At 67.4% G+C, this 23983-nt stretch carries 27 protein-coding genes; 7 read left to right on the forward strand and 20 right to left on the reverse strand.

Features of this window, described 5'->3' with window-relative positions:
• Positions 1–17 precede the first annotated feature (17 nt).
• From cysW to ACZYRS_RS19195, 6 genes are all read right to left on the reverse strand, one after another.
• Complete coding sequence (gene cysW / locus ACZYRS_RS19170; protein ID WP_463420519.1) at positions 18–920, reverse strand: sulfate ABC transporter permease subunit CysW; 903 nt, start codon at positions 918–920, stop codon at positions 18–20.
• 1 nt (position 921) lies between these two features.
• Entirely contained in the window at positions 922–1809 is an 888-nt protein-coding gene (gene cysT / locus ACZYRS_RS19175; RefSeq protein ID WP_198784130.1) for a sulfate ABC transporter permease subunit CysT, read from the reverse strand.
• Complete coding sequence (locus tag ACZYRS_RS19180; RefSeq protein ID WP_463420520.1) at positions 1810–2826, reverse strand: sulfate ABC transporter substrate-binding protein; 1017 nt, start codon at positions 2824–2826, stop codon at positions 1810–1812.
• On the reverse strand, positions 2823–3398 hold the full coding sequence (locus ACZYRS_RS19185) for an RBBP9/YdeN family alpha/beta hydrolase (protein WP_463420521.1): 576 nt from the start codon (positions 3396–3398) through the stop codon (positions 2823–2825). The genes ACZYRS_RS19180 and ACZYRS_RS19185 overlap by 4 nt, the downstream gene beginning before the upstream one ends.
• Positions 3399–3420: 22 nt before the next feature.
• Positions 3421–4062 carry a peroxiredoxin gene (locus ACZYRS_RS19190; protein WP_198784133.1) on the reverse strand — a complete coding sequence of 214 codons (642 nt, stop codon included), beginning with the start codon at positions 4060–4062 and terminating at the stop codon, positions 3421–3423.
• 78 nt (positions 4063–4140) lie between these two features.
• Complete coding sequence (locus ACZYRS_RS19195) at positions 4141–5109, reverse strand: LysR family transcriptional regulator (protein ID WP_198784134.1); 969 nt, start codon at positions 5107–5109, stop codon at positions 4141–4143.
• Positions 5110–5239: 130 nt separating this feature from the next.
• On the opposite strand from ACZYRS_RS19195, the gene ACZYRS_RS19200 reads away from it, so the two are divergent.
• Complete coding sequence (locus tag ACZYRS_RS19200; RefSeq protein WP_463420522.1) at positions 5240–5887, forward strand: FMN-dependent NADH-azoreductase; 648 nt, start codon at positions 5240–5242, stop codon at positions 5885–5887.
• A 67-nt stretch (positions 5888–5954) separates the two neighbouring features.
• On the opposite strand, the gene ACZYRS_RS19205 is transcribed toward ACZYRS_RS19200, so the two are convergent.
• A complete protein-coding gene (locus ACZYRS_RS19205) occupies positions 5955–6512 on the reverse strand; it encodes an NADPH-dependent FMN reductase (RefSeq protein WP_463420523.1) in 558 nt (185 codons plus the stop codon).
• A 132-nt stretch (positions 6513–6644) separates the two neighbouring features.
• Here ACZYRS_RS19205 and solA point away from each other — a divergent pair, with 132 nt between their 5' ends.
• The 3 genes from solA to ACZYRS_RS19220 all read left to right on the forward strand — a co-directional run bounded on the left by solA (position 6645) and on the right by ACZYRS_RS19220 (position 9598).
• Positions 6645–7874 (forward strand): N-methyl-L-tryptophan oxidase, encoded by a 1230-nt coding sequence (solA, locus tag ACZYRS_RS19210; protein ID WP_463420524.1) that lies wholly within the window; start codon positions 6645–6647, stop codon positions 7872–7874.
• A gap of 63 nt (positions 7875–7937) precedes the next feature.
• The gene (gene panE, locus ACZYRS_RS19215) at positions 7938–8870 is read left to right on the forward strand and encodes a 2-dehydropantoate 2-reductase (RefSeq protein ID WP_463420525.1); all 933 of its coding nucleotides are present in this window, start codon (positions 7938–7940) and stop codon (positions 8868–8870) included.
• A gap of 17 nt (positions 8871–8887) precedes the next feature.
• The gene (locus ACZYRS_RS19220; RefSeq protein ID WP_463420526.1) at positions 8888–9598 is read left to right on the forward strand and encodes an Asp/Glu/hydantoin racemase; all 711 of its coding nucleotides are present in this window, start codon (positions 8888–8890) and stop codon (positions 9596–9598) included.
• Positions 9599–9606: 8 nt separating this feature from the next.
• On the opposite strand, the gene ACZYRS_RS19225 is transcribed toward ACZYRS_RS19220, so the two are convergent.
• Complete coding sequence (locus ACZYRS_RS19225; protein ID WP_463420527.1) at positions 9607–10965, reverse strand: NAD(P)/FAD-dependent oxidoreductase; 1359 nt, start codon at positions 10963–10965, stop codon at positions 9607–9609.
• Between the two features lie 121 nt (positions 10966–11086).
• Between ACZYRS_RS19225 and ACZYRS_RS19230 the strand changes: the two genes are divergently transcribed.
• Entirely contained in the window at positions 11087–12091 is a 1005-nt protein-coding gene (locus ACZYRS_RS19230; RefSeq protein ID WP_463420528.1) for an alpha/beta hydrolase family protein, read from the forward strand.
• Between the two features lie 5 nt (positions 12092–12096).
• On the opposite strand, the gene ACZYRS_RS19235 is transcribed toward ACZYRS_RS19230, so the two are convergent.
• The 5 genes from ACZYRS_RS19235 to ACZYRS_RS19255 form a co-directional block, all read right to left on the reverse strand.
• Positions 12097–13977: a family 2A encapsulin nanocompartment cargo protein cysteine desulfurase gene (locus ACZYRS_RS19235; RefSeq protein WP_463422511.1), complete on the reverse strand. Its 1881-nt coding sequence runs from the start codon at positions 13975–13977 to the stop codon at positions 12097–12099.
• A 63-nt stretch (positions 13978–14040) separates the two neighbouring features.
• The gene (locus tag ACZYRS_RS19240) at positions 14041–14973 is read right to left on the reverse strand and encodes a family 2A encapsulin nanocompartment shell protein (protein ID WP_042579703.1); all 933 of its coding nucleotides are present in this window, start codon (positions 14971–14973) and stop codon (positions 14041–14043) included.
• Positions 14974–15070: 97 nt separating this feature from the next.
• Positions 15071–15340 (reverse strand): helix-turn-helix domain-containing protein, encoded by a 270-nt coding sequence (locus tag ACZYRS_RS19245; RefSeq protein WP_013541111.1) that lies wholly within the window; start codon positions 15338–15340, stop codon positions 15071–15073.
• Positions 15337–16251 (reverse strand): serine O-acetyltransferase EpsC, encoded by a 915-nt coding sequence (gene epsC, locus ACZYRS_RS19250; protein ID WP_463420529.1) that lies wholly within the window; start codon positions 16249–16251, stop codon positions 15337–15339. The genes ACZYRS_RS19245 and epsC overlap by 4 nt, the downstream gene beginning before the upstream one ends.
• A gap of 38 nt (positions 16252–16289) precedes the next feature.
• Entirely contained in the window at positions 16290–16769 is a 480-nt protein-coding gene (locus tag ACZYRS_RS19255) for a rhodanese-like domain-containing protein (RefSeq protein WP_463420530.1), read from the reverse strand.
• A 176-nt stretch (positions 16770–16945) separates the two neighbouring features.
• Between ACZYRS_RS19255 and ACZYRS_RS19260 the strand changes: the two genes are divergently transcribed.
• Positions 16946–17308: a hypothetical protein gene (locus ACZYRS_RS19260; RefSeq protein ID WP_463420531.1), complete on the forward strand. Its 363-nt coding sequence runs from the start codon at positions 16946–16948 to the stop codon at positions 17306–17308.
• Positions 17309–17390: 82 nt separating this feature from the next.
• Here the strand turns inward: ACZYRS_RS19260 and ACZYRS_RS19265 are convergent, their stop codons facing one another.
• Entirely contained in the window at positions 17391–18344 is a 954-nt protein-coding gene (locus ACZYRS_RS19265; protein ID WP_198784146.1) for a TauD/TfdA dioxygenase family protein, read from the reverse strand.
• 145 nt (positions 18345–18489) lie between these two features.
• On the opposite strand from ACZYRS_RS19265, the gene ACZYRS_RS19270 reads away from it, so the two are divergent.
• Positions 18490–18936: a hypothetical protein gene (locus tag ACZYRS_RS19270; protein WP_463420532.1), complete on the forward strand. Its 447-nt coding sequence runs from the start codon at positions 18490–18492 to the stop codon at positions 18934–18936.
• Positions 18937–18994: 58 nt separating this feature from the next.
• On the opposite strand, the gene ACZYRS_RS19275 is transcribed toward ACZYRS_RS19270, so the two are convergent.
• The 6 genes from ACZYRS_RS19275 to ssuC form a co-directional block, all read right to left on the reverse strand.
• Positions 18995–19210: a TOBE domain-containing protein gene (locus ACZYRS_RS19275; protein WP_042579699.1), complete on the reverse strand. Its 216-nt coding sequence runs from the start codon at positions 19208–19210 to the stop codon at positions 18995–18997.
• A 49-nt stretch (positions 19211–19259) separates the two neighbouring features.
• Positions 19260–19856 (reverse strand): malonic semialdehyde reductase, encoded by a 597-nt coding sequence (locus ACZYRS_RS19280; protein WP_463420533.1) that lies wholly within the window; start codon positions 19854–19856, stop codon positions 19260–19262.
• Between the two features lie 22 nt (positions 19857–19878).
• Positions 19879–21165: an O-acetylhomoserine aminocarboxypropyltransferase/cysteine synthase family protein gene (locus ACZYRS_RS19285; RefSeq protein ID WP_463420534.1), complete on the reverse strand. Its 1287-nt coding sequence runs from the start codon at positions 21163–21165 to the stop codon at positions 19879–19881.
• Between the two features lie 111 nt (positions 21166–21276).
• Positions 21277–22140 carry an ATP-binding cassette domain-containing protein gene (locus ACZYRS_RS19290; protein ID WP_198784150.1) on the reverse strand — a complete coding sequence of 288 codons (864 nt, stop codon included), beginning with the start codon at positions 22138–22140 and terminating at the stop codon, positions 21277–21279.
• 4 nt (positions 22141–22144) lie between these two features.
• Positions 22145–23110 (reverse strand): aliphatic sulfonate ABC transporter substrate-binding protein, encoded by a 966-nt coding sequence (locus ACZYRS_RS19295; RefSeq protein WP_463420535.1) that lies wholly within the window; start codon positions 23108–23110, stop codon positions 22145–22147.
• Between the two features lie 11 nt (positions 23111–23121).
• Positions 23122–23979 (reverse strand): aliphatic sulfonate ABC transporter permease SsuC, encoded by an 858-nt coding sequence (gene ssuC / locus ACZYRS_RS19300; RefSeq protein WP_463420536.1) that lies wholly within the window; start codon positions 23977–23979, stop codon positions 23122–23124.
• Between the last annotated feature and the right edge of the window lie 4 nt (positions 23980–23983).

Raw genomic sequence — 23983 nt, forward strand, 5'->3', positions numbered from 1 at the left:
TCTTCTCTGTCTTTCTCTCAGGCGGCCGTGGCTTCAGGCGGGCGTTCCGGCGGCAGCTCGGCAATGGCCTTCATCTCGCGCTCGTGGCGCCACTCGATCACCGACTTGATCACCAACGTGACCAGCGCCAGGATCGCCAGCAGCGAGGCCACGGCGAACGCGGCCACTGACTGGTATTCGTTGTAGAGCACTTCCACGTGCAGCGGCATGGTGTTGGTCTGGCCGCGGATGTGGCCCGACACCACCGACACCGCGCCGAACTCGCCCATCGCGCGCGCGTTGCAGAGGATCACGCCGTACAGCAGGCCCCATTTGATGTTGGGCAGCGTCACGCGCCAGAAGGTTTGCCAGCCGGTCGCGCCGAGCACGATGGCCGCCTGCTCCTCGTCGGTGCCCTGCGCCTGCATCAGCGGGATCAGTTCGCGTGCGATGAAGGGGAAGGTCACGAACACGGTTGCCAGCACGATGCCGGGCACGGCGAAGATGATCTTGATGTCGTGCTCGGCCAGCCACGGGCCGATCCAGCCCTGCGCGCCGAACACCAGCACGTAGATCAGGCCCGCCACCACCGGCGACACCGCGAACGGCAGGTCGATCAGCGTGGTGAGAAAGGCCTTGCCGCGGAACTCGAACTTGGCGATGGCCCAGGCCGCCGCCACGCCGAACACGAGGTTCAGCGGCACCGTGATGGCCGCCGTGATCAGCGTGAGGCGGATCGCGCTCCACGCGTCGGGCTCCTTCAGCGCCTCCAGGTACGCCGAGACGCCCTTGCGCAGCGCCTCGGTCGCCACGGCCGCCAGCGGCAGCACGAGGAACAGGAACATGAACGCGAGCGCAATGCCGATCAGCGTCCAGCGCACCCAGGCCGCTTCGGTGGTGCCGGCCTGCGCGCGGCGGATGATTTTGGAAGGTGCACTCATGTCATGCCCCTCCGCGCTTGCGTTGCCAGGCCTGCAGGCCGTTGATGACCAGCAGCAGCAGGAACGAAATGACCAGCATCACCAGCGCGACCGCGGTGGCGCCCGCGTAGTCGTACTGCTCCAGCTTGCCGATGATGATGAGCGGCGTGATCTCCGAAATCATCGGCATGTTGCCGGCGATGAAGATCACCGAGCCGTATTCACCGATGGCGCGCGCGAAGGCCATGGCAAAGCCGGTGAGCAGCGCCGGCGCGATCGACGGAAAGATCACCTTGGTGAAGGTCTGAAAGCGCGTCGCACCGAGCGAGGTGGCGGCTTCTTCGAGTTCCTTCTCGGCGTCTTCGAGCACCGGCTGCACCGTGCGCACCACGAACGGCAGCCCGATGAAGATCAGCGCGATCACGATGCCCGCCGGCGTGAACGCCAGCTTGATGCCGTGCGGCTCGAGCAGTTGCCCGATCCAGCCGTTGCCCGCGAGCAGCGCCGTGAGCGAGATGCCGGCCACGGCCGTGGGCAATGCGAATGGCAAATCGACCAGCGCATCGACGATGCGCTTGCCCGGAAACTTGTAGCGCACCAGCACCCAGGCCACCAGCAGCCCGAACACCGCGTTCACGAGCGCGGCGATCAGCGAGGCGCCGAAGGTGAGGCGGTAGGACGCCATCACGCGCGGCGCGGTCACGGCCACCCAGAACTGGTCCCAGGTCAGCGTGAAGGTCCTGAAGACCAGCGCCGACAGCGGGATCAGCACGATCAGGCTCAGGTACAGGATCGAGAAGCCGAGCGTGATGTGGAAACCGGGCAGCACGCGCTTGGCGCCCCCCGCCCGGTTGGCACGCGAAAAAGGCGCTCCCGCGGACGGGAGCGCCGAAGAGACTGCGCCGCTCATTTACTTTGCGCCGGGCGTGTACAGCTTGTCGAACTGGCCGCCGTCGTTGAAGTGCACCTTCTGCGCTTCGCCGAGGCTGCCGAACAGTTCCTGCACCGTGAAGAGCTGCAGCGGCTTGAACGTTGCGGCGTACTTCTTGAGTACAGCCTGCGAGCGCGGGCGCAGCGCGTGCTTGGCGGCGATTTCCTGCGCTTCTTCGGAGTACAGCCAATCGAGGTAGGCCTTGGCGAGTTCGCCGGTGCCCTTCTTGGCGACGGTGCGCTCGACCACGGCGACCGGGTTCTCGGCCACGATGCTGATCGACGGGTACACCGAGTCGACCTTGCCGGTGCCGAACTCGCGGTCGATGGAGACCACTTCCGACTCGAAGGTGATCAGCGCATCGCCGATGTTGCGTTGCAGGAAGGCGGTGGTGGCGTCGCGGCCGCCGCGCGCCAGCACCGGCGTGTTCTTGAAGAGCTTGCCCACGAACTCGGCGGCCTGCGCATCGGTGCCGCCCTTCTTCTTGATGTAGCCCCAGGCGGCCAGGTAGGCATAGCGCCCGTTGCCGCCGGTCTTGGGGTTGACGATCACGACCTGGATGCCGGGCTTGATCAGGTCGTCCCAGTCCTTGATGCCCTTGGGGTTGCCGTTGCGCACGAGGAACAGCATGGTCGAGGTGGTCGGCGATGCGTTCTCGGGGAATTTTTTGGTCCAGTCCTTGGCGACCACGCCGGTGTTGGCCAGGAAGTCGATGTCGGTGGAGGTGTTCATGGTCACCACGTCGGCATCCAGGCCGTCGGCCACCGAGCGCGCCTGGGCGCTGGAGCCGCCGTGCGACTGGTCGATCTTCACGTCCTTGCCGGTGGCCTTCTTGTAGTGCGCCACGAACGCTGCGTTGTAGTCCTTGTAGAACTCGCGGGCCACGTCGTAAGACGCGTTCAGCAGCGTGGTGCCCTGCGCAAAAGCGCTGCTGCCGGCGAGTGCGGAGGACGCCAGCGCGAGCACGGCGACGAAGGTCTTGATTCTGGAAGTCATGTGGTTGCCAAGGTTTCTGAAAAATCACGGCCCGCCGACCAGGCGGCGGGCTCGTCGGTCAGGGATTGGAGCAAAGCCAGGCCGAGCGGCCAGTCTCCGTGCCCCGAATCGATGTTGATATGGCCCGCATTCTGCATGCGCACGAACTCGCTGCCCCAGGCCCGCGAATATGCACCCGCGAGCCGAATGGGACAGTAGGGGTCGTTGCTGCTGGCCACGACGATGCTGCGGTACGGCAGCGCGGCATAAGGCACGGGCGCGAAGTCCGACAGCACCGCGCGGCGCTCGGGGTCGGCCGGCGCCACCAGCAGCGCACCCTGGATGCGGGCGGCCGCCTCGGGCGGCAGGTGCGCGGTGGCGATGCAGCCCAGGCTGTGCGCCGCGATCACCACCGGGCCGGGGGTCTCCATCACCAGCTTGGCGAGCGCCGGCACCCAGGCGTCGCGCTTGGGCGAAGCCCAGTCGTCCTGCACCACCCGCGCGGCGCCCGGGATGCGCGCTTCCCACAGGCTCTGCCAGTGGCCGGGCCCGGAATCCCGCCAACCGGGCACGATGACGACGCGCGTCTGCATCTGCGAGTGCCGCCTCTGCCGCTTACTTGTTGGGCTGCGGCGTGATGCGCAGGTAGGGCTTCACGGCCTTGAAGCCCTTGGGGAAGCGCTCGGCCAGCTCGGCCGGGTCCTGGATGCTGGGGATGATGACCACGTCGTCGCCGTCCTTCCAGTTCACGGGGGTGGCCACCTTGTGACTGTCGGTGAGTTGCAGCGAGTCGATCACGCGGATGATCTCGTCGAAGTTGCGGCCGGTCGATGCCGGGTAGGTGATGGTGGTGCGGACCACCTTCTTCGGATCGATGATGAACACGCTGCGAACGGTGGCCGTGGCCGAGGCGTTCGGGTGGATCAGGTCGTACAGGTCGGCCACCTTGCGGTCGGCGTCCGCGATGATCGGGAAATTGACCGTGGTGTTCTGCGTTTCGTTGATATCACCGATCCATTCCTTGTGCTTGGTGGCCGGATCGACGCTCAGCGCGATGGGCTTGACGCCGCGCTTGGCGAATTCGCCCGACAGCGCCGCGGTCTTGCCCAGTTCGGTGGTGCACACGGGCGTGAAGTCGGCCGGGTGCGAGAAGAACACGACCCACGAATCGCCGGCCCATTGGTAGAAGTCGAGGGGGCCTTCGCTGGAGTCCTGGGTGAAATTGGGGGCGGTGTCGCCGAGTCGCAGAGTAGCCATGGTCGCTCCTGGGATGGATGGGAGCTTCGGATTGTGCGAACCCGGGCAAGGATGACAAACGAATATCTACTTGTTTGGTTATGGCGTTTTTCGCATAACGGGGTGCGAATTGCAGGGCTCGCCGTCCGGCCTCAGCAAAGGCGCACCCTCGATGCCCTGCAAATGCTCGAACAGGAAATCGATCAGACGCCGCACCGCCGGCACCAGCGCACGCCGCGGCGGAAACACCATGTGCGCGACGGCGTCCTCCGGTCCCCAGTCGCACAGCACCTTCTCCAGCCGGCCCGCCTCGATGTCGTCCGCGCACATGTAACCGGGCAGCAGCGTGGCGCCGATGCCGGCGATCGCGGCCACCTGCAGCGTCGCAATGTCGTCCGCCACGTAGCGCGGTGTGTGCGTGTGCACGTAGGCCTTGCCTTTCGGGCCTGAGAGCCGCCATTCGCTGCGGCCCTCGCCGTTGACCGACATCGCCATGGTGTCCAGCCGCGCAAGGTCGGCCGGTGTCTGCACCGGGCCCTGCCGCTGCATCAGCGCCGGACTGGCCACCAGCACCCCGCGTCCGGTGCCCAGGACCTTGGCCACCAGCGTGGCGCTCTCCTCCACGACCGGCCGCACGCGCAGCGCGATGTCGAAGCCCTCCTCGATCGGGTCCACCGGGCGGTTGATGACCCGCACGTCGACCCGCACCGCCGGATAGCGCTCCATGAAGAGCGGCAGCAGCTGGGCCACTCCGCTGTATGCCATCGTGATCGGGCAGCTCAGCCGCACCAGCCCGCTCGGCTCGTTCTGCACCTGCGCCACCGATTCGGCGGCGGCCTGCGCCGCGTCGCGCATGGCGGCGGCGTGCCGCAGGTAGATCTCGCCCGCGGGCGTGAGCGACAGGCGCCGGGTGCTTCGTTGCATGAGTTGCACGCCCAGGCGCTCCTCCAGTTCCGCCACCCGGCGCGAGAGGCGCGACTTCGGAATGCCGAGCGCCCGGCTGGCGGCGGCAAACCCGCCCCGCTCGGCCACTTCGGCGAAAAAAACCATGTCGTTGAGGTCTTGCATGGCTCAGATTGTCCCGCAATCAGGACGATCTATGCAAATTTTGGCTACTTATCAATCACTCGACCCAAAAATAGAATTCTCCCAGCGCCGGCCACTTTGAGCGCCGACCCCCTCCACGAAAGTGATTGACATGAAGCTGCTCCACATCGACTCCAGCATCCTCGGTGCCTATTCGACCTCCCGCCTGCTGACGGCCGAGACCGTGGCCGCCTGGAAGGCCGCGCACCCCGACACCACCGTCGAATACCTCGACCTCGCCGTCGACGCCCCCGCGCACTTCAGCGCCGACGCGCTGGCCATCAAGACCGGCCCGCAAGCCGAGCCCACCGAAGCCCAACAACGCGAGAACGCGCTGTCCGAAAAGCTGGTGAGCCAGTTCCTGGCCGCGGACGTGGTCGTCATCGGCGCCCCGCTCTACAACTTCTCGATCCCGACCCAGCTGAAGGCCTGGATCGACCGCCTCGGGCAAGTCGGCCGCACCTTCAAGTACACCGAGACCGGCCCCGTGGGCCTGGCCGGCGGCAAGACGGTGATCGTGGCGTCGAGCCGCGGCGGCGTCTACTCGACCAGCGACTGGGGCCAGGGCGCCGAGCACCAGGAGAGCTACCTGAAGGTGGTCTTCGGCTTCTTCGGCATCACCGACGTGCGCATCGTGCGTGCCGAAGGCGTGGCGATGGGCGACGAGCCCAAGGCTGCCGCACTGACCGCGGCGCGCTCCGACATCCTGGTGGCGACGGCTGAAGCCGCGAACCAGAAGGACGTGGCCCAGGTCGCCTGAACGCGCCCCGCGCCAAAAAAAGCCGCCCATCGGGCGGCTTTTTCATGCGCTTCGATCGCCGCGGTTGTCAGGCAGCCGAATGGCTCTTGATCCAGGCGACGTACTTGTCCATCCACCCCTGCAGGAATTTCTTGGAGCCTTCGTTGCCGATGTGGCCCTTGTCGTCGAACAGGTCGTCCTTGGTCTGCAGGAACACTTCGGGCGAACCCATCGTGGGCACATCGAGGTAGGCCAGGATGTTGCGCAGGTGCTGCTGCGCGAGCGCGGTGCCGATGGCGCCCACCGAGATGCCGACCACGCCGGCCGGCTTGCCGCCCCAGGCGTTCTGGCCGTAGGGGCGCGAGGCGTGGTCGATGGCGTTCTTCAGCACGCCGGGGATCGAGCGGTTGTATTCGGGCGTGACGAACAGGAGGCCTTGCGCGGCCGCGATTTCGCTTTTCAGGCGCTTCACCGCGGGTGCCTGGTTGCCGTCGTCGTCCTGGTTGTAGAGCGGCAGGTCGTCGATGCGCACGTGCTCGAAAGTGAAATCGGCGGGCGCGAGGTGGGCCAGCGCGAGCGCGAGCTTCTGGTTGAACGAATCCTTGCGAAGGCTGCCGACTACGACGGCGATGCGGGTCTGTGCCATGGATGAAACTCCTTGTGTGGTTGAAAGGGTCTGGAGGAAGGTCCGAAAGACGAAAGCGATTATGCGAATCGCCCATGACCTTTTCTGGAAAAGTTCTTGCGCCGTCGCGCGCCCTGCCAGATGCTGGAGGCCATGACTCCCTCCTCCCAGTCCACTCACTACGAAGTCATCGTCGTCGGCCTCGGCGCGCTGGGCGCGGCCACGCTCTATCAACTTTCGCAGCGCGGCGCCCGCGTGCTCGGCATCGACCAGTTCGCACCGCCGCACGACCAGGGCTCCTCGCACGGCGACTCGCGCATCACGCGCCTGGCGATCGGCGAAGGCGACGAGTACGTGCCCTTCGTGCAGCGCTCGCACGCGATCTGGCGCGAGCTCGAAGCGCGCACCGGCACGCCGCTCATGACCACCACGGGCGGCCTCGTCCTCGCGCCGCGCGACCGCGTGGCCGAGCACCACGGCAAGTCCGACTTCGTGCGGCGGACCATCGCCTGTGCCGAGCGCTTCGGCATTGCGCACGAGGTGCTCGACGCGGCCGGCATCCGCGCGCGCTTTCCGCAATTCCATCTGCAAGGCGACGAGATCGGCTATCACGAGCGCGACGCCGGCTTCGTGCGGCCCGAAGACGCCATCGGCGCGCAGCTCGCGGTGGCCCGCGCCTCGGGCGCCCAGACGCGCACCGGCGAGCGCGTGCAATCCGTCGAGCCGGTGGGCAACGGCGACGCGGTCCGCGTGCGTACCGATTCAGGCAGCTTCACGGCCGACCGCGTGGTGATCGCGGCGGGCGCGTGGCTGCCAGAACTCCTCGGCCGGCAGGCGCGCGCCGACTGGCAGGCGAACTTTTCGGTTCACCGGCAGGTGATGCACTGGTTCGACACCGGCAGCGCCGCCGGCGATTTCGCGCCCGGCCGCTTCCCCGTCTTCATCTGGATGTTCGGCGACGGGCAGGAGGACTACATGTACGGCTTTCCATCCTCCGACCCCGCGCATCCCGCGCTCAAGGTCGCGACCGAGCAGTACGTGGCCGCCACCACGCCCGACACCATCGACCGCAGCGTGCGCCCCGAAGAGACCGCCGCGATGTACCGCGACCGCGTGGCCGGCCGCTTCCCGCAGATCGATGGCCGCGCCCTGAAGGCGCGCGCCTGCATGTACACCGTGACGCCCGACCGGCGCTTCGTGATGGATGCGCTCGAGGGTCTGCCGAACGTGCTGATCGCCTCGGCCTGCTCGGGCCACGGCTTCAAGCATTCGGCGGGCCTGGGCGAAGCCATTGCCGACCACGTGCTGGGCCGCGCCATGTCGCACGGCCTCGATCTGCGACCCTTTGCCCGCCGGCGGCTGCTGGAGAAGGAAACTGCCTAGAGCAGCCCGGCGCGAACGCGGGCATCATCGTTCCCGATCTTTTGATTTCTGGAGCAATGCGCGATGAGATTCCTGGTGGTGGGTGCCGGTGCACTCGGTGGTTATTTCGGTGGCCGTTTGCTGGAGGCCGGGCGCGATGTGACCTTTCTTCTTCGTCCGCGCCGCGCGGCGCAGCTCGCGAAAACCGGGCTCGTGGTGCAAAGCCCTTTCGGCAACCTCGAACTTCCCGCGCCCAAGCATGTGCTGGCCGAGGACATCGACGGTCCCTATGACGTGGTCGTCGTCGGCAGCAAGGCCTACGACCTCGAATCGACGATGGATTCGTTCGCGCCCGCGGTCGGCCCGAACACCGTGATCCTCCCGCTCCTCAACGGCATGAAGCACATCGACCAGCTGGTCGAGCGCTTCGGAGACAAGCGGGTGCTCGGCGGCCTCTGCATGATCTCGGCCACGCTGGACGACGAAGGCCGCGTGCTGCACCTGAACGACCTGCATGGCCTGAGCTACGGTGAGCGCGCCGGCGGACGCTCGGCGCGCGTCGATGCCATCGCAGCCCAGTTCGCGGGCGCGAAGTTCGACGCCACCGCGAGCGAGACCATCGCGCAGGACATGTGGGAGAAGTGGGTCTTCATCGCCTCGGCGGCGGGCCTCACGAGCCTGATGCGCGCCGCCATCGGCGACATCGTCGCGGCCGGCGGGCAGGACGTGGCGCTCTCGATCTTCGACGAGTGCTGCGCCATCGCCACGCACAACGGCTTCGCGCCGCGCCCCGCCGCCATCCAGCGCGGCCGCGCGGTGGTGACGACGGCCGGCTCGCCGATGACGGCATCGATGTACAAGGACATCGTGCGCGGCGCGGCGGTCGAGGCCGACCACATCGTGGGCGACCTCCTGGGCCGTGCGCCCAAGAGTGATTCGCCCGTGCCCACGGCGCTGCGCACCGCCTACGTCCACCTCAAGGCCTACGAGGCCCGGCGCGCCCGCGAGGCCGGCTGACACCGGAGCAAAGCCCCATGGCCGACGCGCTCGCCTTCCTCCACACGGCGCAGCCGCATGTGCAGACCTTCGGGCGCCTGGTGCGCGACCTTGCGCCCGATCTCGAGGTGCGCCACCTGGTGATGGAGGAGCTCTTGGCCGACGCGCGCGTCGTGGGCATCGACAACGCGCCGCTGGTCAGGCGTGTGCACGAGGCCATGCGCGAGGCGGCATCGGACGGCGCCGCGGTCGTCGTTTGCACCTGCTCCACCATCGGCGGCATCGCCGAGAAAACCGCCACCGGCGGCGCCTTCTCGGCCCTGCGCATCGACCGCGCCATGGCCGACCGCGCGGTGCGCACCGGCCCGCGCGTGCTGATCGTCGCGGCGGTCGAAAGCACGCTGGAGCCGACGACGGCGCTGATCCTTTCGGCGGCGACGCAGGCCGGCGTCGGCACCCGGCCGAGCGCACTGCTCGTCGAGGAAGCGTGGGCGCATTTCCAGGCCGGCGACACCGGCCGCTATGTGGAGACGCTGGCCGCGGCGATCCGCGGCGCGGTCGGCAAGGCCGACGTGGTCGTGCTCGCGCAAGCCTCGATGGCGCCGGTGACGCCGCTGCTCGCCGACCTCGGGATCGATGTGCTCAGCAGCCCGGGACTGGGCGTGGCGCATGCGGTGGCGACGCTGCGGGCGTCGGGCAACGCGTGGACGGCCGGCAGCATGGGCATGCTGTCGGGGTCGCAAGGCTGAGCCGGCCGCTACTCCGACTTGAGGATCGTCTCCCCCTTCAGCGTTCCCATGTCCTGGGTGTTGAAGCGGTGCCGCTTCCACCCGGCCCAGGTGCGGCGGAAGTTCGCGATCGAGATGCCGTAGTACAGCACCTTGAACATGCGCAGCGCGCCCCACATCGGCGTGCCCTTGTAGATGTCGCCGGCCAGCAGCGACATCAGCGCCTCCTTCACCCGGAACGGATTGCCCGGGTGCATGAACATATCGCGGATGGTCGGGTTGGTCACGCGGTAGATGAACCATGAATACTCGCGCGGGCCCTTGCGCATCATGGCCTCGAAGCCCCGTCGCGCGGTCGCCAGTTCCGCCGGCTGGTCGAGCGCGGTGGCCACGAGCTCGGCGCCGTCGAAGGCGCTGTGCATCGCCAGGTACACGCCCGAGGAAAACATCGGGTCGATGAAGGTGAAGGCATCGCCCAGCAGCAGGTAACGGTCGCCCGTCGCGTGCGTGCTCGTGTACGAGAAGTTGCCGGTGGCATGCACCGCGTCGTCGACCAGCGTCGCGCCCTTCAGGCGGTCCTGCAGCACGGGGCACAGCGCGATGGTGTCGTAGAAGAAATCCTTCAGCGGCTTGTCGCGCGTCTTCAGGTAGTACGGCCAGCAGACCGCGCCCACGCTGGTGGTGCCGTCGGCCAGCGGAATGAACCAGAACCAGCCGTGCGGAAACCAGCAGATGCTGATGTTGCCTTCCTTCTTGCCCTCCAGGCGCTCGGCGTTCGTGAAGTGGCCGAAGACGGCGGTGCTGTTGTGGTCGGGGTTCTTTTCCTTGCAGCGGAATTTGTTGGCCAGCAGCGTGTCGCGCCCTGTGGCATCGACCACGAAGCGGGCGCGCCAGTTGCGCTTCGCACCGTCGTCCATCTCGGCCTGGACGGTCGCGCCGTCGGCGTCGAAGGCCACGTCGCGCACCTTGCAACCCTCGATCGTTTGCGCACCGCGCGTGGCGGCGTTGCGGAACAGCAGCTCATCGAGTTCCGAGCGGCGCACCTGCCAGGCGGAGTCGAGCGACTTGTCCCAGCCCTCGGCAAAGTCCACATAACTGCGGTGCTCGTGCTCGGGCGAGACGAACTCGATGCCGAATTTCGGCATGCCGATCTTCTCGACCTGGTCGCGCACGCCGAGCCTGTCGAACAGTTCGACGTTCGCCGGCAGCAGCGATTCGCCGATGTGAAAGCGCGGGTGGTGCGCCTTCTCCAGCAGCACCACCTTGCGGCCCTGTTGTGCCAGCAGCGCCGCCACGGTCGAACCGGCGGGGCCGCCGCCGATCACGATCACGTCGCAGGATTCGTTCGCGGCAGCGCCGGGTTCGGTGGCTTCAGTCGGGAGAGACATTCAGGCGGTACTACATTGTTTGACAATGCTGCGCAGCATAACGCCCTCGGCACAGGCACGGTCCCTGTGCCGACCCCCATTCCGCCGCAGATTGACGTTCGACCTTCACGCAGGATTCGCCATGCCCTTTCTTCGCTGTCTCGTCACCGGCGCCTTCGGTCTCCTTGCCGCATTCGCGCATGCCGCGGGCTTCGGCACCTTCGAGATACCGGCCGACGCCGAGGGCCCGGCGCTGCGCGGCGCGGTATGGACGCCCTGCGCCGCGCCGGCCGGCGAGATCAGGCTCGGTCTGTATGCGATTGCCGGCGTGCGGGACTGCCCGATCGCGGCAAGCGGCCCGCTGCCGCTGGTCGTGGTGTCGCACGGGTACGGCGGCTCCTTCCTCGGCCACCACGACACGGCGCAGGCGCTGGCCGATGCGGGCTTCGTCGTCGCGGCCATCAACCATTCGAACGACAACTTCCAGGTCCAGGGCAGCCCGAACGACAAGCTCTCGGCGCTCGCGACGCGCACCACCGACATCAAGCGGCTCGTCGACTACATGCTCGCGCAATGGCCCGCGCACGACCGGCTGGCGGCTGGGCAGATCGGCTTCTTCGGCTTCTCCAGAGGCGGCTTCACAGGCCTTGCGCTTGCCGGTGGCCGGCCGGATTTCGAGCGGCTTCCGTCCCGTGCCGCGGTGACCTGCACATCGGCGCCGGAGGGCGCGGCCTGCGTGCAGGCCCGGCAACGGTTGCGCGATCTTCTCGCCACGCCGGTGGTCCACGACGCCCGCATCAAGGCCGCCGTGATCGCCGATCCGCTCGCCATGGTCTTCGATGCCGAGCGCCTGAAGAACGTGACGATCCCGATCCAACTCTGGGCCTCGGAGCGCGGCGGCGATGGCGTGCTGCCCCGCGACGTGGATGCCGCGCGGCGCGCCCTGCCTTCGCCGCCCGACTACCGCGTGCAGCCCGGCTCCGCGCACTTCGCCTTTCTCGCGCCCTGCGGCGAGGCCATGGCCAAGACCCTGCCCGAGATCTGCAGCGACGGCGCCGGCTTCGACCGCGTGGCCTTCCATGCACAGCTGAATGCCGCGGTGCTCGCCTTCTTCAGGCAGCACCTCACGCCGGCATCCAAACCTTAGCCCAGCTAGCCGGCGCGCCGCTGCCCGGCGAGGCGCCGCACCACGGCGACCAGCCGGTCCACCTCGTCGAAGGTGTTGTAGAACGCGAGCGAAGGCCGCACCGTCGTTTCCACGCCGAAGCGCCGCAGGATCGGCTGCGCGCAGTGGTGCCCCGTGCGCACCGCGATGCCTTCGTCGTTCAGCGCATGGCCCACTTCCTCGGTGGTGTAGCCGTCGAGCACGAAGGACATCACGCTCGCCTTGTCGGCCGCCGTGCCGATCAGCCGCACGCCCGGGATCGCACCGAGCTGCGCCATGCCGTACACAAGCAGGTCGTGCTCGTAGCGCGCGATGTTCTCGATGCCGACCTTGTTGACGTAGTCGATCGCCGCGCCCAGGCCCACCGCATCGGCGATGTTGCCGGTGCCGGCCTCGAACTTGTTGGGGATCGGCTGGAACACGGTCTTCTCGAAGGTCACGTCGGCAATCATGTTGCCGCCGCCCTGCCAGGGCGGCATGTCCTCGAGCACTTCGCGCTTGCCCCAGACCACGCCGATGCCGGTCGGGCCGAACACCTTGTGGCCCGAGAACACGAAGAAGTCGGCGCCGATGTCCTGCACGTCCACGCGCATGTGCGAGACCGACTGCGCGCCGTCGACCAGCGCCTTGGCGCCGGCGCGGTGCGCGAGCGCGACGATCTCCTTGACCGGCACCACGGTGCCCAGCGCGTTGGAGACCTGCGTGACCGCGACGATCTTCGTGCGGTCGTTCAAGAGCTTTCGGTACTCGTCGAGCAGCACCTGGCCCGAGTCGTCCACCGGAATCACGCGCAGCTTCGCGCCTTTGGCGGCGGCGAGTTGCTGCCACGGCACGATGTTGGCGTGGTGCTCCAGGTTGGAGACGATGATCTCGTCGCCCTCGCCCACGTGCTGCCCGCCCCAGCTCTTGGCCACGAGGTTGATGGCCTCGGTGGTGCCGCGCACGAAGATCACCTCTTCGACTTCGGGCGCGTTGATGAACTTGCGTACACGCTCGCGCGCGCCTTCGTACGCATCGGTCGCGCGCGCAGCAAGCTCATGCGCCGCGCGATGGATGTTCGAGTTCTCGTGCGCGTAGAAATACGCGATGCGGTCGATGACCGACTGCGGCTTGTGCGTGGTGGCCGCGTTGTCGAACCACACGAGCTGCTTGCCGTTGACACGCTCCTGCAGGATCGGGAAGTCGCGGCGCACGGCGTGGACGTCGAACGGCGGATGCTGGCCGCTGCCGGCGAGCGGCACCGCATCGGGACCGCGCGGATCGGGCTTGGCCGGCGTAACGAAGCCGTTGGGCAGGCGCACCGCATCGACGAAGTAGAACTGCGCATCGCGCCCGGGCTGCGCCGACGGCGGGCTCGGCGGCAACGACGGTTGAGAGACAGGTGCCGCCAGACCCGCGAACGGATCGTGAATCGCGAAGCCGTCGCTGGCATCGGCCGTCGGATGCCCGTAGCTGTTGTTCAGGAAGTAGAACGGTGACGTGGCTGATTGCGGCGATGCGGGCGCACCGACCTGCTGCGGCACGCCCAGCACCGTGCCGCCCGAACGCGGCTCGAAGGCCGGCGCAACCGACAGCATGTTGTCCGGCACGCCATTGCCCGCCACCGCATGCGGCAGCAAGGCCGGCGCGCGATTGGCCAGCGATGGCAACTGGGTCGGCGATGCGGGCAACACATTGGCGCCCGGAATCTGCCCCTGCGGAATCGGCGTGCCCGGCACGCTCGGCCCGAAGCCCGCGGGGCTCACCAGCGGCGAGCCCGGCGGCGCGATGTTGGCGGGAAACTGCGCGCCCGGCACCAGCCCGCTCGCCACGCCGGGCAACGAGGTGGGTGGCGTGCCGGGCAACGCCGAAAACATGGCGCTGGCCATGCGCGCGAGGATGGCCGGATCGAACGGCGCCTCGCCCGGAATCGTGGGTGTGCTCACCGCGGCTTACTTGTAGGTGTCGGGATAGTCGTGGTACTTGCCGATCTCGACATCGTCGAGCACCGCCAGTGCGTCGGTGGTCAGCACCGCGAGCGAGCAGTACAGCGAGATCAGGTACGACGCGATCGCGTGGTTGTTGATGCCCATGAAGCGCACCGACAGCCCCGGGCTCTGCTCGCCCGAGAGACCCGGCTGGAAGAGACCCACCACGCCCTGGCGCTTGTCGCCCACGCGCAGCAGGAGGATCTTGCTCTTGCCGTCGGCCACCGGCACCTTGTTCGACGGAATCAGCGGAATGCCGCGCCAGGTGATGAACTGCGAACCGAAGAGGCTCACCGTCGGCGGCGGCGTGCCACGGCGCGTGGCCTCGCGGCCGAACGCGGCAATGGCCAGCGGGTGCGTGAGGAAGAACGCGGGCTCCTTCCACACCTTGGTGAGCAGCTCGTCCAGGTCGTCGGGCGTGGGCGCGCCGGTCAGCGGAAAGATGCGCTGCTCTTCGCTCACCTGCGCCAGGAGGCCGTAGTCGGGGTTGTTGATGAGCTCGCTCTCCTGGTTCTCCTTGATCGTCTCGATCGTCAGGCGCAGCTGCTCCTTGATCTGGTCGTGCGGGCTGCTGTAGAGATCGGAGATGCGGGTGTGCACGTCGAGCACGGTGCTCACGGCATTGAGGTAGTGCTCGCGCGGGTTCTCTTCGTAGTCGACGAAGGTGCGCGGCAGCTGGTTTTCTTCTTCGCGCGAGGTGCAGGTGACCTTGATCGACTCGGGGTTCTTGACCTTGTTGACGCGGTAGATGCCCGCCTCCACCGGCACCCATTGCAGGAGGTGCGTCAGCCAGCGCGGGCTGATCGTCTCCAGCTGCGGGACTGTCTTGGTGGCATTGGCTAGCTGGCGTGCGGCGTTGTCGCCAAGGGCGGTGGTACCACCGACTGTTGCGCTCATGGATCAAGGCTCCGGGGGTTGGAAAAGACACTGTGTGGGACGCCGATGCAGCGATGTGCATCGGCGCACCGAGTGTCCGGCGCCCCCGGGTTTTCCCTCAACAGGCTATAGCCGCCAAGTTGATCCGCCTCGCAAGGCGCGACTGCTCCAGTTGCTCGCAGCGCGCGAGCAGGTTCACGATGTTGATCCCGAGTGCCGTCGCGAGCTTCTGCGCGGTGACGATCGAGGGGATCACGCGGCCGCGTTCGACCTCGCCCACATAGGAGCGATTGAGGTCCGAGCGCTCCGCGAGCTGCTCCTGCGACCAGCCGTTCGCCTCGCGCAGCTGGCGCACGGTGACACCGAAATCTTCGACAAAGGCTTTCATGGTGCGCTCGCTTTCGGTGCGTTCTGCAAACTGGCCTGGGTCACGCTCGCGCCCGGCTTCACGTCGTCGGTGATCCACACGTTGCCGCCGATTACCGCGCCCTTGCCCAGCGTCACGCGCCCGAGGATGGTCGCGCCCGCGTAGATGACCACGTCGTCTTCCACCACCGGATGCCGCGGCAGGCCCTTCTGCAGGTTGCCCTCGGTGTCGGTGGGAAAGCGCTTGGCCCCGAGCGTCACGGCCTGGTAGAGCCGCACGCGCTTGCCGATGACGGCCGTCTCGCCGATCACGACGCCCGTGCCGTGGTCGATGAAGAAGCCCGCGTCGATCTGCGCGCCGGGGTGGATGTCGATGCCAGTCTGCCCGTGCGCGAGCTCGGCCACGATGCGCGCGAGCAGCGGCAGGTCGAGCCGATAGAGCGCATGCGCCAGGCGGTGGTGGATCATCGCGAGCACGCCGGGGTAGCACAGCAGCACTTCGTCCACGCTGCGCGCGGCCGGGTCGCCCTGGTAGGCGGCGAGCACATCGCTGTCCAGCAGGCGGCGCAGGCCGGGCAGCGCATTCGCGAACTGGCGCACGGCCTCGGTGGCCGCGTCGTCGATCTCGCTGGCCGCGCGCGGTTGCAGGCGCGCATTGAAATTGAGTTCCAGCCGGGCCTGCACCAGCAGCGCCTGCAAGGCGGCGTCGAGCGTGTGGCCGACATAGAAGTCTTCGCTCTCGTGGCGCAGGTCCGGCGGCCCGAGCCGCATCGGAAAGAGCGCGCCCTTGAGCGATTCGACGATCTGCGCGAGCGCATCGCGCGACGGAAACTCGCGCGCACCGGGCTCGCGCGAGCGCCGCTGCGAATCGCGCCACTCGTCGCGCACGCCATGCAGCGCGCGCACGATGTCGCTTACCTCGAAATGGGCCATGTGTTTTTTCTCCCTTGAATGTCTTGCGTGGGCAGCCGTCAGTCCTGCACCCAGGGCAGCTGATGGAAGCGCCAGCCGTCCGCGCCGCCGCGGTGCTGCTGCGCATCGATCTCGCCCTCGAAGCCTTCGAGCACGTTGAAGACGTTCGTGAAGCCGGCCTTCGCCGCGGCTTCGGCGGCCAGTGCGGAGCGCTTGCCGCTGCGGCACAGCAGCAGCGCCACGGCATCCTTGCCGCCGTCCTTGGCGAGCCTGGCTTCGAGTTCGCGCACGAAGCGCGGATTGCGCGTGAGCGCGGTGCCCGTGGCCCAGGCCACATGCAGGCTCTCGGGCACATGGCCGACGAACTTGCGCTCCTCGCCCGAGCGCACGTCGACCAGCACGGCCTGGCCCTTCTGCACCAGGTCCCAGGCTACCGCCGGCGCGATGCCGCCGGCATAGGGCCAGCTGTTTTCGGCGGCCTTGGCGCGTGCCTGTTCCAGTGCTTCGGGCAAGACGAGTTCTTCAACTTCCACGGACATGCTGTGCGCTCCTGTTGTGCGTTGGTAGTCGCCTTGATGGCGATGACCACCACTTTAGGATCGCCGCCCGGAACGTCAAACAACTGAAAAGTCGATTTCTAACAACCAATCGGTCTATAACGCGGTGCCAACGCTTGGACAATATGGCGTCGCCTCGCCCCGAAGGTTCGTTACGCATGCCGAAATCGACCCGTTTCCTGCTCAATCTTGTTGTGCTCTTCGCCAGCATGGGCGCCATCGACTGCCTGATGGCCAGGCCCGACAACGCCAGTCCTCTGGCCATCGTCTATGCACTGATCTTTTCGGGGCTGATGTTCGGCTGGTGCAAAGCCCACGCGGCCGCGCGGGGCAGCGATCCGCCAACCGGCGCGGCCATCATGGCCGCCTTTCTAGCGCCGATTGGCGTACCGCTTTACTTTCTGCGCAGCATGCCCGTCGGCCAAGCGCTCTGGTCGAGCGCAAAAGCCCTGCTCTTCTTCGTCGGCCTTCTTGCGACCTATGGTGTGACGTCGATGCTCTTTGACCTGCTTCGCACCTGAGCGGGGCGAAGGCAAGCCAGGTGCTCTTGCCGGCCAATCACCAGTGCCCTGATCGATCACATCTTGAACTGCGCCTCGGGCATCAACCCGCGACCGCCTCCGCCGCCCGCACGGCCGGCGCGGTGAGGTCCACGCTCTTCGCGCCGTCCACGCCATACGGCACGTCGCCCGCGATCGTCACGCGGCGCACCACGCGGTGCTGGTCGCCGTAGTCGTTGATGGCGTAGTGCTGCGTGGCCCGGTTGTCCCAGATGGCCACGTCGCCCTGCGTCCAGCGCCAGCGCACCGTGTTCTCCAGGCGGTGCACGTGGCTCTGCAGCACGCTCAGCAGGTGGCCGGAGTCGTGGGTCGAATGGCCGGCCAGGCGCTTGACGAAATGGCCCAGCACGAGGCTGCGCTCGCCGGTCTCGGGGTGCACGCGCACCACCGGGTGCTCGGCTTCGAGCAGGCGCCGGGTGAACACCTCCTTGTAGCGCTTGACGCCCTCGTCGGCCAGGTCCGCGGGCTGCCGCGAGGCGGCGTAGTCGTAGTCGTTGCCATGCACCGCGCGCAGCCGGTCGGCCAGCGCCTTCAGGTCGTCCGAGAGGCTTTCGTAGGCGGCGACGGTATTGGCCCAGACGGTGTCGCCGCCATAGGGCGGGATGACGACCGCCCGCAGGATCGACACCTGCGGATAGGCCACCTCGAAGGTCACGTCGGTGTGCCACGAATTGGCGCGGCCGCCGTGGCGCGAATCGAGTTCGAGCAGCTTCGTGCCGTCCTTCGAAGGCACGGTCGGATGCGGCACCAGTTCGCCCCAGAGGCGGCCGAAGGCCTGCTGCTGTGCGTCGTCCAGGTGCTGCTGCCCGCGGAAGAACAGCACCTTGTGCTTCAGGAGCGCGGCCTTGATGGCGCGGAACACCTCCGGCTGCAATTCGCCCGAGAGCCGCACGCCGCGCACCTCGGCGCCGATGTGGCCGGCCTGGCGGACGATGTCCAGTTCGTTGCTGTCCTGTGCGTCCTGTGTCCGGGCTGGAGAAGAAAGAATGGCGCTCATCGAAGGTCCTCTGTGGGGTTGGTCGCAACGATTCTGCGAGGCGCCTGCGCAGGCCGGAAGGAAGCTGTTCGCAGTTCCTCATGCCCCATTCGACTAAGCCATGTTGGATATATCGACGTGCGCCAAAGAGAGGCACAGTCGCGCCATGGATCACAAAGTCATCACCCTCATCAAGTGGCTCTTCCTGGCCGTCGGGCTCGTCCTCCTGGTCGGCGCCATCTTCGTGGACCCCGAGGCCAAGCTGGCCTTGACGATCATGGGCGTGATCTTCGCGGGCGTCGGCGGCGGCATCATCGCCTTCGGCCGCTGGAGCGCGCAGAAGGAAGCCGACCTGCGCCAGAACGGCCAGCTCATCGAGGCCGAGTTCCAGGAGGTGGAGCGCAACGGCAGCATCGAGGTGAACGGCGAGCACCCCTGGCGCATCGTTGCGAAGTGGCACGACACCGCGAACAACCGGCTGCATGTGTTCCGCAGCGCCAACCTCTGGTTCGATCCGACGGACTATGTGCAGGAGTGGATCCCGGTCTACATCGACAGGAACAACCCCAAGCGCTATCACATGGAAACGTCGTTCCTGCCGAGGCTCCAGTAACGCAAAAAAACCCGGCGCCACGAAGGCGCCGGGTTGTTCGCAATCGCCCGAGGGTCCGTCAGAGCTTCGCGATCGAAACTTCGGTCGACTTCACGAGCGCGACCACGTCGGAGCCGACCTTCAGCTGCAGCTCGTCGATCGAGCGCGTGGTGATGACCGAGGTCACGATGCCCCAGGCGGTTTCGACATCGACTTCGGAGACGACGTCGCCGCGGATGATTTCGCGGACCTTGCCCTTGAACTGGTTGCGCACGTTGATGGCTTGGATGGACATGATGGTTTCTCTTTCAGGTTGAAAAAATAAAAAGGATGGGAGGACGGGATCAGACGATCTCGGCCACGTCGTCGAACGCGAGCCGCGGCCCACGCTCGAAAGTGCCGGCGTGATCGGCCACGCCGAGGTTCACGAGGAAGTTGGCGCGATAGCGGCCGTCGGGGAAGAAGGCCTTGTCGACCAGTTCCGCGTTGAAGCCCGACTGCGGCCCCACATCCAGCCCGAGCGAGCGCGCCGCCAGGATCAGGTAAGCGCCCTGCAGGCTGCTGTTGCGAAAGGCCGTGGCCGCCGCGGCCTCGGCGCTCTTCTCGAAGAAGGGCTTGGCGTCGTAGGCCGGAAACTGCGTGGGCAGGTGCTCGTAGAAGCGCGTGTCGTGCGCGACGATGACCGTCACGCCGGCCGCCAGCGTCTGCGCCGTGTTGCCCGACGAGACCGCGGGCTTGAGCTTCGCCTTGGCCTCCTCGCTGCGCACGAACACGTAGCGCGCGGGCTGCGCGTTGTAGGCGGTCGGGCCCCACTTCACGAGGTCGTAGAGCTTGCGGATGACTTCGTCGGTGATGGGCACCGGCTGGAAGGCGTGCACGGTGCGGGCCTTGCGGAACAGCTGGTCGAGCGACGCTTCGGGAATGGCGTTGAGTGTTGTCATGGTTTTCTGTGCCTCGAAGCGGTCAGGACGCGGCGGCCAGGGCCACGTCGAGGTCTGCGATGAGGTCGTCGATGTGCTCGATGCCGACCGACAGGCGCACGGTGTCTTCCGTCACGCCGGCCTTGGCCAGTTCTTCGGGCGACAACTGCCGGTGCGTGGTCGAGGCCGGGTGCGTCGCCAGCGAGCGCACGTCGCCGATGTTCACGAGGCGCGTGAAGAGCTTGAGCGCATCGAGGAATTTCGCGCCGCCCGCGCGGCCGCTGCCGATGCCGAAGGTCAGCACGCCGCTCGATTTGCCGCCGAAGTACTTCTGCGCGAGCGCGTGGTCCGGATGGTCTTCCAGCGCCGCGTAGTTGACCCAGCTGACGGCCTTGTGCGTCTTCAGGTGCTGCGCCACCTTGAGCGCGTTGCTGCTGATGCGGTCCATGCGCAGCGCCAGCGTCTCGATGCCCTGCAGGATCAGGAAGGCGTTGAACGGCGAGATGGCCGCACCCGTGTTGCGCAGCGGCACCACGCGCGCGCGGCCGATGTAGGCGGCCGGGCCCAGCGCCTCGGTGTAGACCACGCCGTGGTAGCTCACGTCGGGTTCGTTCAGGCGCTTGAAGCGCGCCTTGTGCTCGGCCCACGGAAACTTGCCCGAATCGACGATGGCGCCGCCGATGCTCGTGCCATGGCCGCCCAGGTACTTGGTGAGCGAATGCACCACGATGTCTGCGCCGTGCGCGATGGGGCGGCTGAGGTACGGCGAGGGCACGGTGTTGTCCACGATCAGCGGCACGCCGTGGCGGTGCGCGATCTCGGCGATGGCCGCGATGTCGGTCACGTTGCCCGCGGGGTTGCCCAGCGATTCGACGAACACCGCCTTGGTCTTGTCGTCGAAGAGCTTCTCGAAGCTCTTCGGGTCGCGGTGGTCCGCAAAGCGCGTGGTGATGCCGAACTGCGGCAGCGTGTGCGCAAAGAGGTTGTACGTGCCGCCATAGAGCGCCGTGCTGCTCACGATGTTGTCGCCGGCCTCGGCAATCGTCTGGATCGCGTAGGTCACCGCCGCCTGGCCCGAGGCCAGCGCGAGCGCCGCGATGCCGCCTTCGAGCGCGGCCACGCGCTGCTCCAGCACGTCCTGCGTCGGGTTGTTGATGCGGGTGTAGATGTTGCCCGGCACCTTCAGGTCGAACAGGTCCGCGCCGTGCTGCGCGCTGTCGAAGGCGTAGGCCACCGTCTGGTAGATCGGCGGCGCGACGGCGCGCGTGGTCGGCTCGGGCGAGTAGCCGGCGTGCACGGAGAGGGTTTCGAATTTCCAGTTCTGCGACATGCGAGAGCCTTTCAGGGTGGAAAGAAGAGAAGAAACAACAAGCCGTTCACGCTGAGCCTGTCGAAGCGCCGCGCGAGGCTTCGACAAGCTCAGCCCGAACGGTCGCGGGCATCAGATCGCCCAGCGCAATGCGTGCGCGGGTGTTCCAAGCCAGCTGGCGTCGGTGCTGCTCTCAGCCTCTTCGGGTGTCCCGGGCTTTTGCAGCACCCTGTCGAGGATGCGTTTTTCAATGGCCGCGAAGGCCGGATCGCCCTGCGAGCGCGGGCGGGCGAGCGCGATGTTTTCGTCCAGCGCGATGCGGCCGTCTTCGATCAGGATCACGCGGTCGGCAAGGGCCACGGCCTCCTGCACGTCGTGCGTCACCAGCAGCGCGGTGAAGCGGTGACGTTGCCAGAGGTTTTCGATGAGCCGGTGCATCTCGATGCGGGTGAGCGCATCGAGCGCGCCCAGCGGCTCGTCGAGCAGCAGCAAGCGCGGGTGATGCACCAGTGCGCGCGCGAGCGACACGCGCTGGCGCTGTCCGCCCGACAGGCGCGCCGGCCACTCGTTCTCGCGGTCGGCCAGGCCCACCTGCGCGAGCACTTCCTTGCCGCGCGGCTTGGCATCGTTCGCGAGACCCAGCGTCACGTTGTCGAGCACGCGGCGCCAGGGCAAAAGGCGCGCCTCCTGGAACATGATGCGCGTGTCGTCGTGCAGGCCGTTCACGGCCTTGCCGTCGGTGTAGAGGCCGCCGGACGTGGCCTCTTCGAGCCCTGCGATCAGCCGCAGCAGCGTGCTCTTGCCGCAGCCGCTGCGGCCCACGATGGCGATGAATTGCCCGGGCTCGATGGTGAGCTGGGTGTTGCGCAGCACGTCGCGCGTGCCGTAGCGCTTGTGCAGGCCGCGCGCTTCGAGGCGCACGCCGCCGGCGATGGCCTGGTGGCCCGGGGCTTGGGCCTGGGCCCGGGGTTGGATGTCTTTCAGAACGGCACTCATGGCTTCAGGCTCCGGGTTTGAAAAGCGCAACGTCGAGCGCATTGAGTTTTCTGGGCAGCAGCTTTTCGCCGAAGAACGCATCGGCGATGCGCTGCTGCTCGGCGAGGCCCTCGGCCACGACCGGGCGCACCGCGTAGCTGCGGCGGCTGTTGGCCTGTTCGATGGTCGCGGCGTCCAGGCCCCACACGGGCGACAGCAGCGCGGCCGCTTCCTTGGGGTTCTGCTTGACCCACTTGCCGGTCTTCTCGAGCTCGGCGTAGATGACGCGCAGCACGTCGGGCCGCGCCTTCGCGAACTTGGTGCTCGCAAGGTAGTAGCGCTGGTACGACGCGATGCCCGCGCCGTCGGCCAGCACGCGCACCTTCGACTGGCGCTGCGCGGCGGCGAGGAACGGGTCCCACACCACCCACGCGTCGATCGCGCCCTTCTCGAAGGCCGCGCGGCCATCGGCCGGCGTGAGGTACGCGGGCTCGATGTCCTTGAACGAGAGGCCGGCCTTCTCGAGCGCGGCGATCAGCAGGTAGTGCGCGCCGGCCGCTTTTGCGAAGCCGACCTTCTTGCCCTTCAGGTCGGCCACGGTCTTCAGCGGCGAGTCTTCTTTCACGACGATCGCCTGCGCAGCCGGCGACGGCGCTTCCTGCGCGATGAAGGTCAGCTCGGCACCGGCCGCCTGCGCGAACACGGGCACCGTGTCGGCCACGTCGGCGCTGAGGTCGAGGTTGTCGAGGTTCAGCGCCTCGAGCAGCGGCAGGCCGCTGGTGAACTCGTGCCAGCTCAGCGTGGCGTTGAGCGGCGCGAGTTGCTTTTCGAGCGTGCCTTGCGCCTTCAACAGCGCCGTCAGCGTCGACGACTTCTGGTAGCCGAAGCGCACGGTGACGGGGCGCGGTGCGACGCTTTGCGCCAGCACGGCACTTGCGCCCAGAGCACCCAGCGTGGCGATCGCCGCGCGGCGGGAAATGGATGTGTTCATCTGCCCTGCCCTCACTTCGGCTTCTTCTGATAACCGGGGTGCCAGCGCAGCCACCACTGCTCCAGGCCGCGCGCGAACAGGTCGGCCAGCTTGCCCAGCAGCGCGTACAGCAGGATGCCCACGAGCACGATGTCGGTCTGCAGGAACTCGCGGGCGTTCATCGTCAGATACCCGATGCCGGCTTGCGCCGAGATGGTCTCGGCCACGATCAGGATCACCCACATGAGGCCGAGCGAAAAACGCAGCCCCACGAGGATCGACGACAGCGCCCCCGGCAGGATCACCTCGCGGTACAGCTGCCAGCGCGTGAGGCCGTAGGTGCGGCCCATCTCGATGAGCTGCGGATCGACGTTGCGGATGCCGTGGAAAGTGTTCAGGTAGATCGGGAAGAACACCGACACCGAAATCAAAAACAGCTTGGCCGATTCGTCAATGCCGAACCAGAGGATCACCAGCGGAATCAGCGCGAGCGCGGGAATGTTGCGCACCATCTGGATGGTCGAGTCGAGCAGCGTCTCGGCGAACTTCACCGAGCCCGTGAGCAAGCCCAGCGCGAGCCCCGCGCCGCCGCCGATGGCCAGGCCCGCGAGCGCGCGGCCCGCGCTCACCTTCACATGCGTCCAGAGTTCGCCGGACACGGTGAGCGACCACGCGGCCTTGACCACGTCGACCGGTGCCGGCAGCACGCGCGTGGAGAGCCACCCGAGCGAGGAGGCGATCTGCCAGAACACGATGAGCCCCACCGGCACGAGCCAGGGAACGAGGCGGCCCGCCACGTTGAGGCCGAAGGCCTTGAACGCATTGCCGGCTCCTGCGCCTGCGCTTTCGTCGGTCGAAGCCACCGGAAGCTCCTGTACTTGTTCGGTCATGAGG

Source organism: Variovorax sp. AC194, from assembly GCF_979257995.1.

Bases quoted from the DNA above. Each gene is read 5' to 3' on its own strand.
- cysW (WP_463420519.1), bottom strand. From the start codon at position 920: ATGAGTGCACCTTCCAAAATCATCCGCCGCGCGCAGGCCGGCACCACC.
- cysT (WP_198784130.1), bottom strand. From the start codon at position 1,809: ATGAGCGGCGCAGTCTCTTCGGCGCTCCCGTCCGCGGGAGCGCCTTTT.
- ACZYRS_RS19180 (WP_463420520.1), bottom strand. From the start codon at position 2,826: ATGACTTCCAGAATCAAGACCTTCGTCGCCGTGCTCGCGCTGGCGTCC.
- ACZYRS_RS19185 (WP_463420521.1), bottom strand. From the start codon at position 3,398: ATGCAGACGCGCGTCGTCATCGTGCCCGGTTGGCGGGATTCCGGGCCC.
- ACZYRS_RS19190 (WP_198784133.1), bottom strand. From the start codon at position 4,062: ATGGCTACTCTGCGACTCGGCGACACCGCCCCCAATTTCACCCAGGAC.
- ACZYRS_RS19195 (WP_198784134.1), bottom strand. From the start codon at position 5,109: ATGCAAGACCTCAACGACATGGTTTTTTTCGCCGAAGTGGCCGAGCGG.
- ACZYRS_RS19200 (WP_463420522.1), top strand. From the start codon at position 5,240: ATGAAGCTGCTCCACATCGACTCCAGCATCCTCGGTGCCTATTCGACC.
- ACZYRS_RS19205 (WP_463420523.1), bottom strand. From the start codon at position 6,512: ATGGCACAGACCCGCATCGCCGTCGTAGTCGGCAGCCTTCGCAAGGAT.
- solA (WP_463420524.1), top strand. From the start codon at position 6,645: ATGACTCCCTCCTCCCAGTCCACTCACTACGAAGTCATCGTCGTCGGC.
- panE (WP_463420525.1), top strand. From the start codon at position 7,938: ATGAGATTCCTGGTGGTGGGTGCCGGTGCACTCGGTGGTTATTTCGGT.
- ACZYRS_RS19220 (WP_463420526.1), top strand. From the start codon at position 8,888: ATGGCCGACGCGCTCGCCTTCCTCCACACGGCGCAGCCGCATGTGCAG.
- ACZYRS_RS19225 (WP_463420527.1), bottom strand. From the start codon at position 10,965: ATGTCTCTCCCGACTGAAGCCACCGAACCCGGCGCTGCCGCGAACGAA.
- ACZYRS_RS19230 (WP_463420528.1), top strand. From the start codon at position 11,087: ATGCCCTTTCTTCGCTGTCTCGTCACCGGCGCCTTCGGTCTCCTTGCC.
- ACZYRS_RS19235 (WP_463422511.1), bottom strand. From the start codon at position 13,977: ATGGCCAGCGCCATGTTTTCGGCGTTGCCCGGCACGCCACCCACCTCG.
- ACZYRS_RS19240 (WP_042579703.1), bottom strand. From the start codon at position 14,973: ATGAGCGCAACAGTCGGTGGTACCACCGCCCTTGGCGACAACGCCGCA.
- ACZYRS_RS19245 (WP_013541111.1), bottom strand. From the start codon at position 15,340: ATGAAAGCCTTTGTCGAAGATTTCGGTGTCACCGTGCGCCAGCTGCGC.
- epsC (WP_463420529.1), bottom strand. From the start codon at position 16,251: ATGGCCCATTTCGAGGTAAGCGACATCGTGCGCGCGCTGCATGGCGTG.
- ACZYRS_RS19255 (WP_463420530.1), bottom strand. From the start codon at position 16,769: ATGTCCGTGGAAGTTGAAGAACTCGTCTTGCCCGAAGCACTGGAACAG.
- ACZYRS_RS19260 (WP_463420531.1), top strand. From the start codon at position 16,946: ATGCCGAAATCGACCCGTTTCCTGCTCAATCTTGTTGTGCTCTTCGCC.
- ACZYRS_RS19265 (WP_198784146.1), bottom strand. From the start codon at position 18,344: ATGAGCGCCATTCTTTCTTCTCCAGCCCGGACACAGGACGCACAGGAC.
- ACZYRS_RS19270 (WP_463420532.1), top strand. From the start codon at position 18,490: ATGGATCACAAAGTCATCACCCTCATCAAGTGGCTCTTCCTGGCCGTC.
- ACZYRS_RS19275 (WP_042579699.1), bottom strand. From the start codon at position 19,210: ATGTCCATCCAAGCCATCAACGTGCGCAACCAGTTCAAGGGCAAGGTC.
- ACZYRS_RS19280 (WP_463420533.1), bottom strand. From the start codon at position 19,856: ATGACAACACTCAACGCCATTCCCGAAGCGTCGCTCGACCAGCTGTTC.
- ACZYRS_RS19285 (WP_463420534.1), bottom strand. From the start codon at position 21,165: ATGTCGCAGAACTGGAAATTCGAAACCCTCTCCGTGCACGCCGGCTAC.
- ACZYRS_RS19290 (WP_198784150.1), bottom strand. From the start codon at position 22,140: ATGAGTGCCGTTCTGAAAGACATCCAACCCCGGGCCCAGGCCCAAGCC.
- ACZYRS_RS19295 (WP_463420535.1), bottom strand. From the start codon at position 23,110: ATGAACACATCCATTTCCCGCCGCGCGGCGATCGCCACGCTGGGTGCT.
- ssuC (WP_463420536.1), bottom strand. From the start codon at position 23,979: ATGACCGAACAAGTACAGGAGCTTCCGGTGGCTTCGACCGACGAAAGC.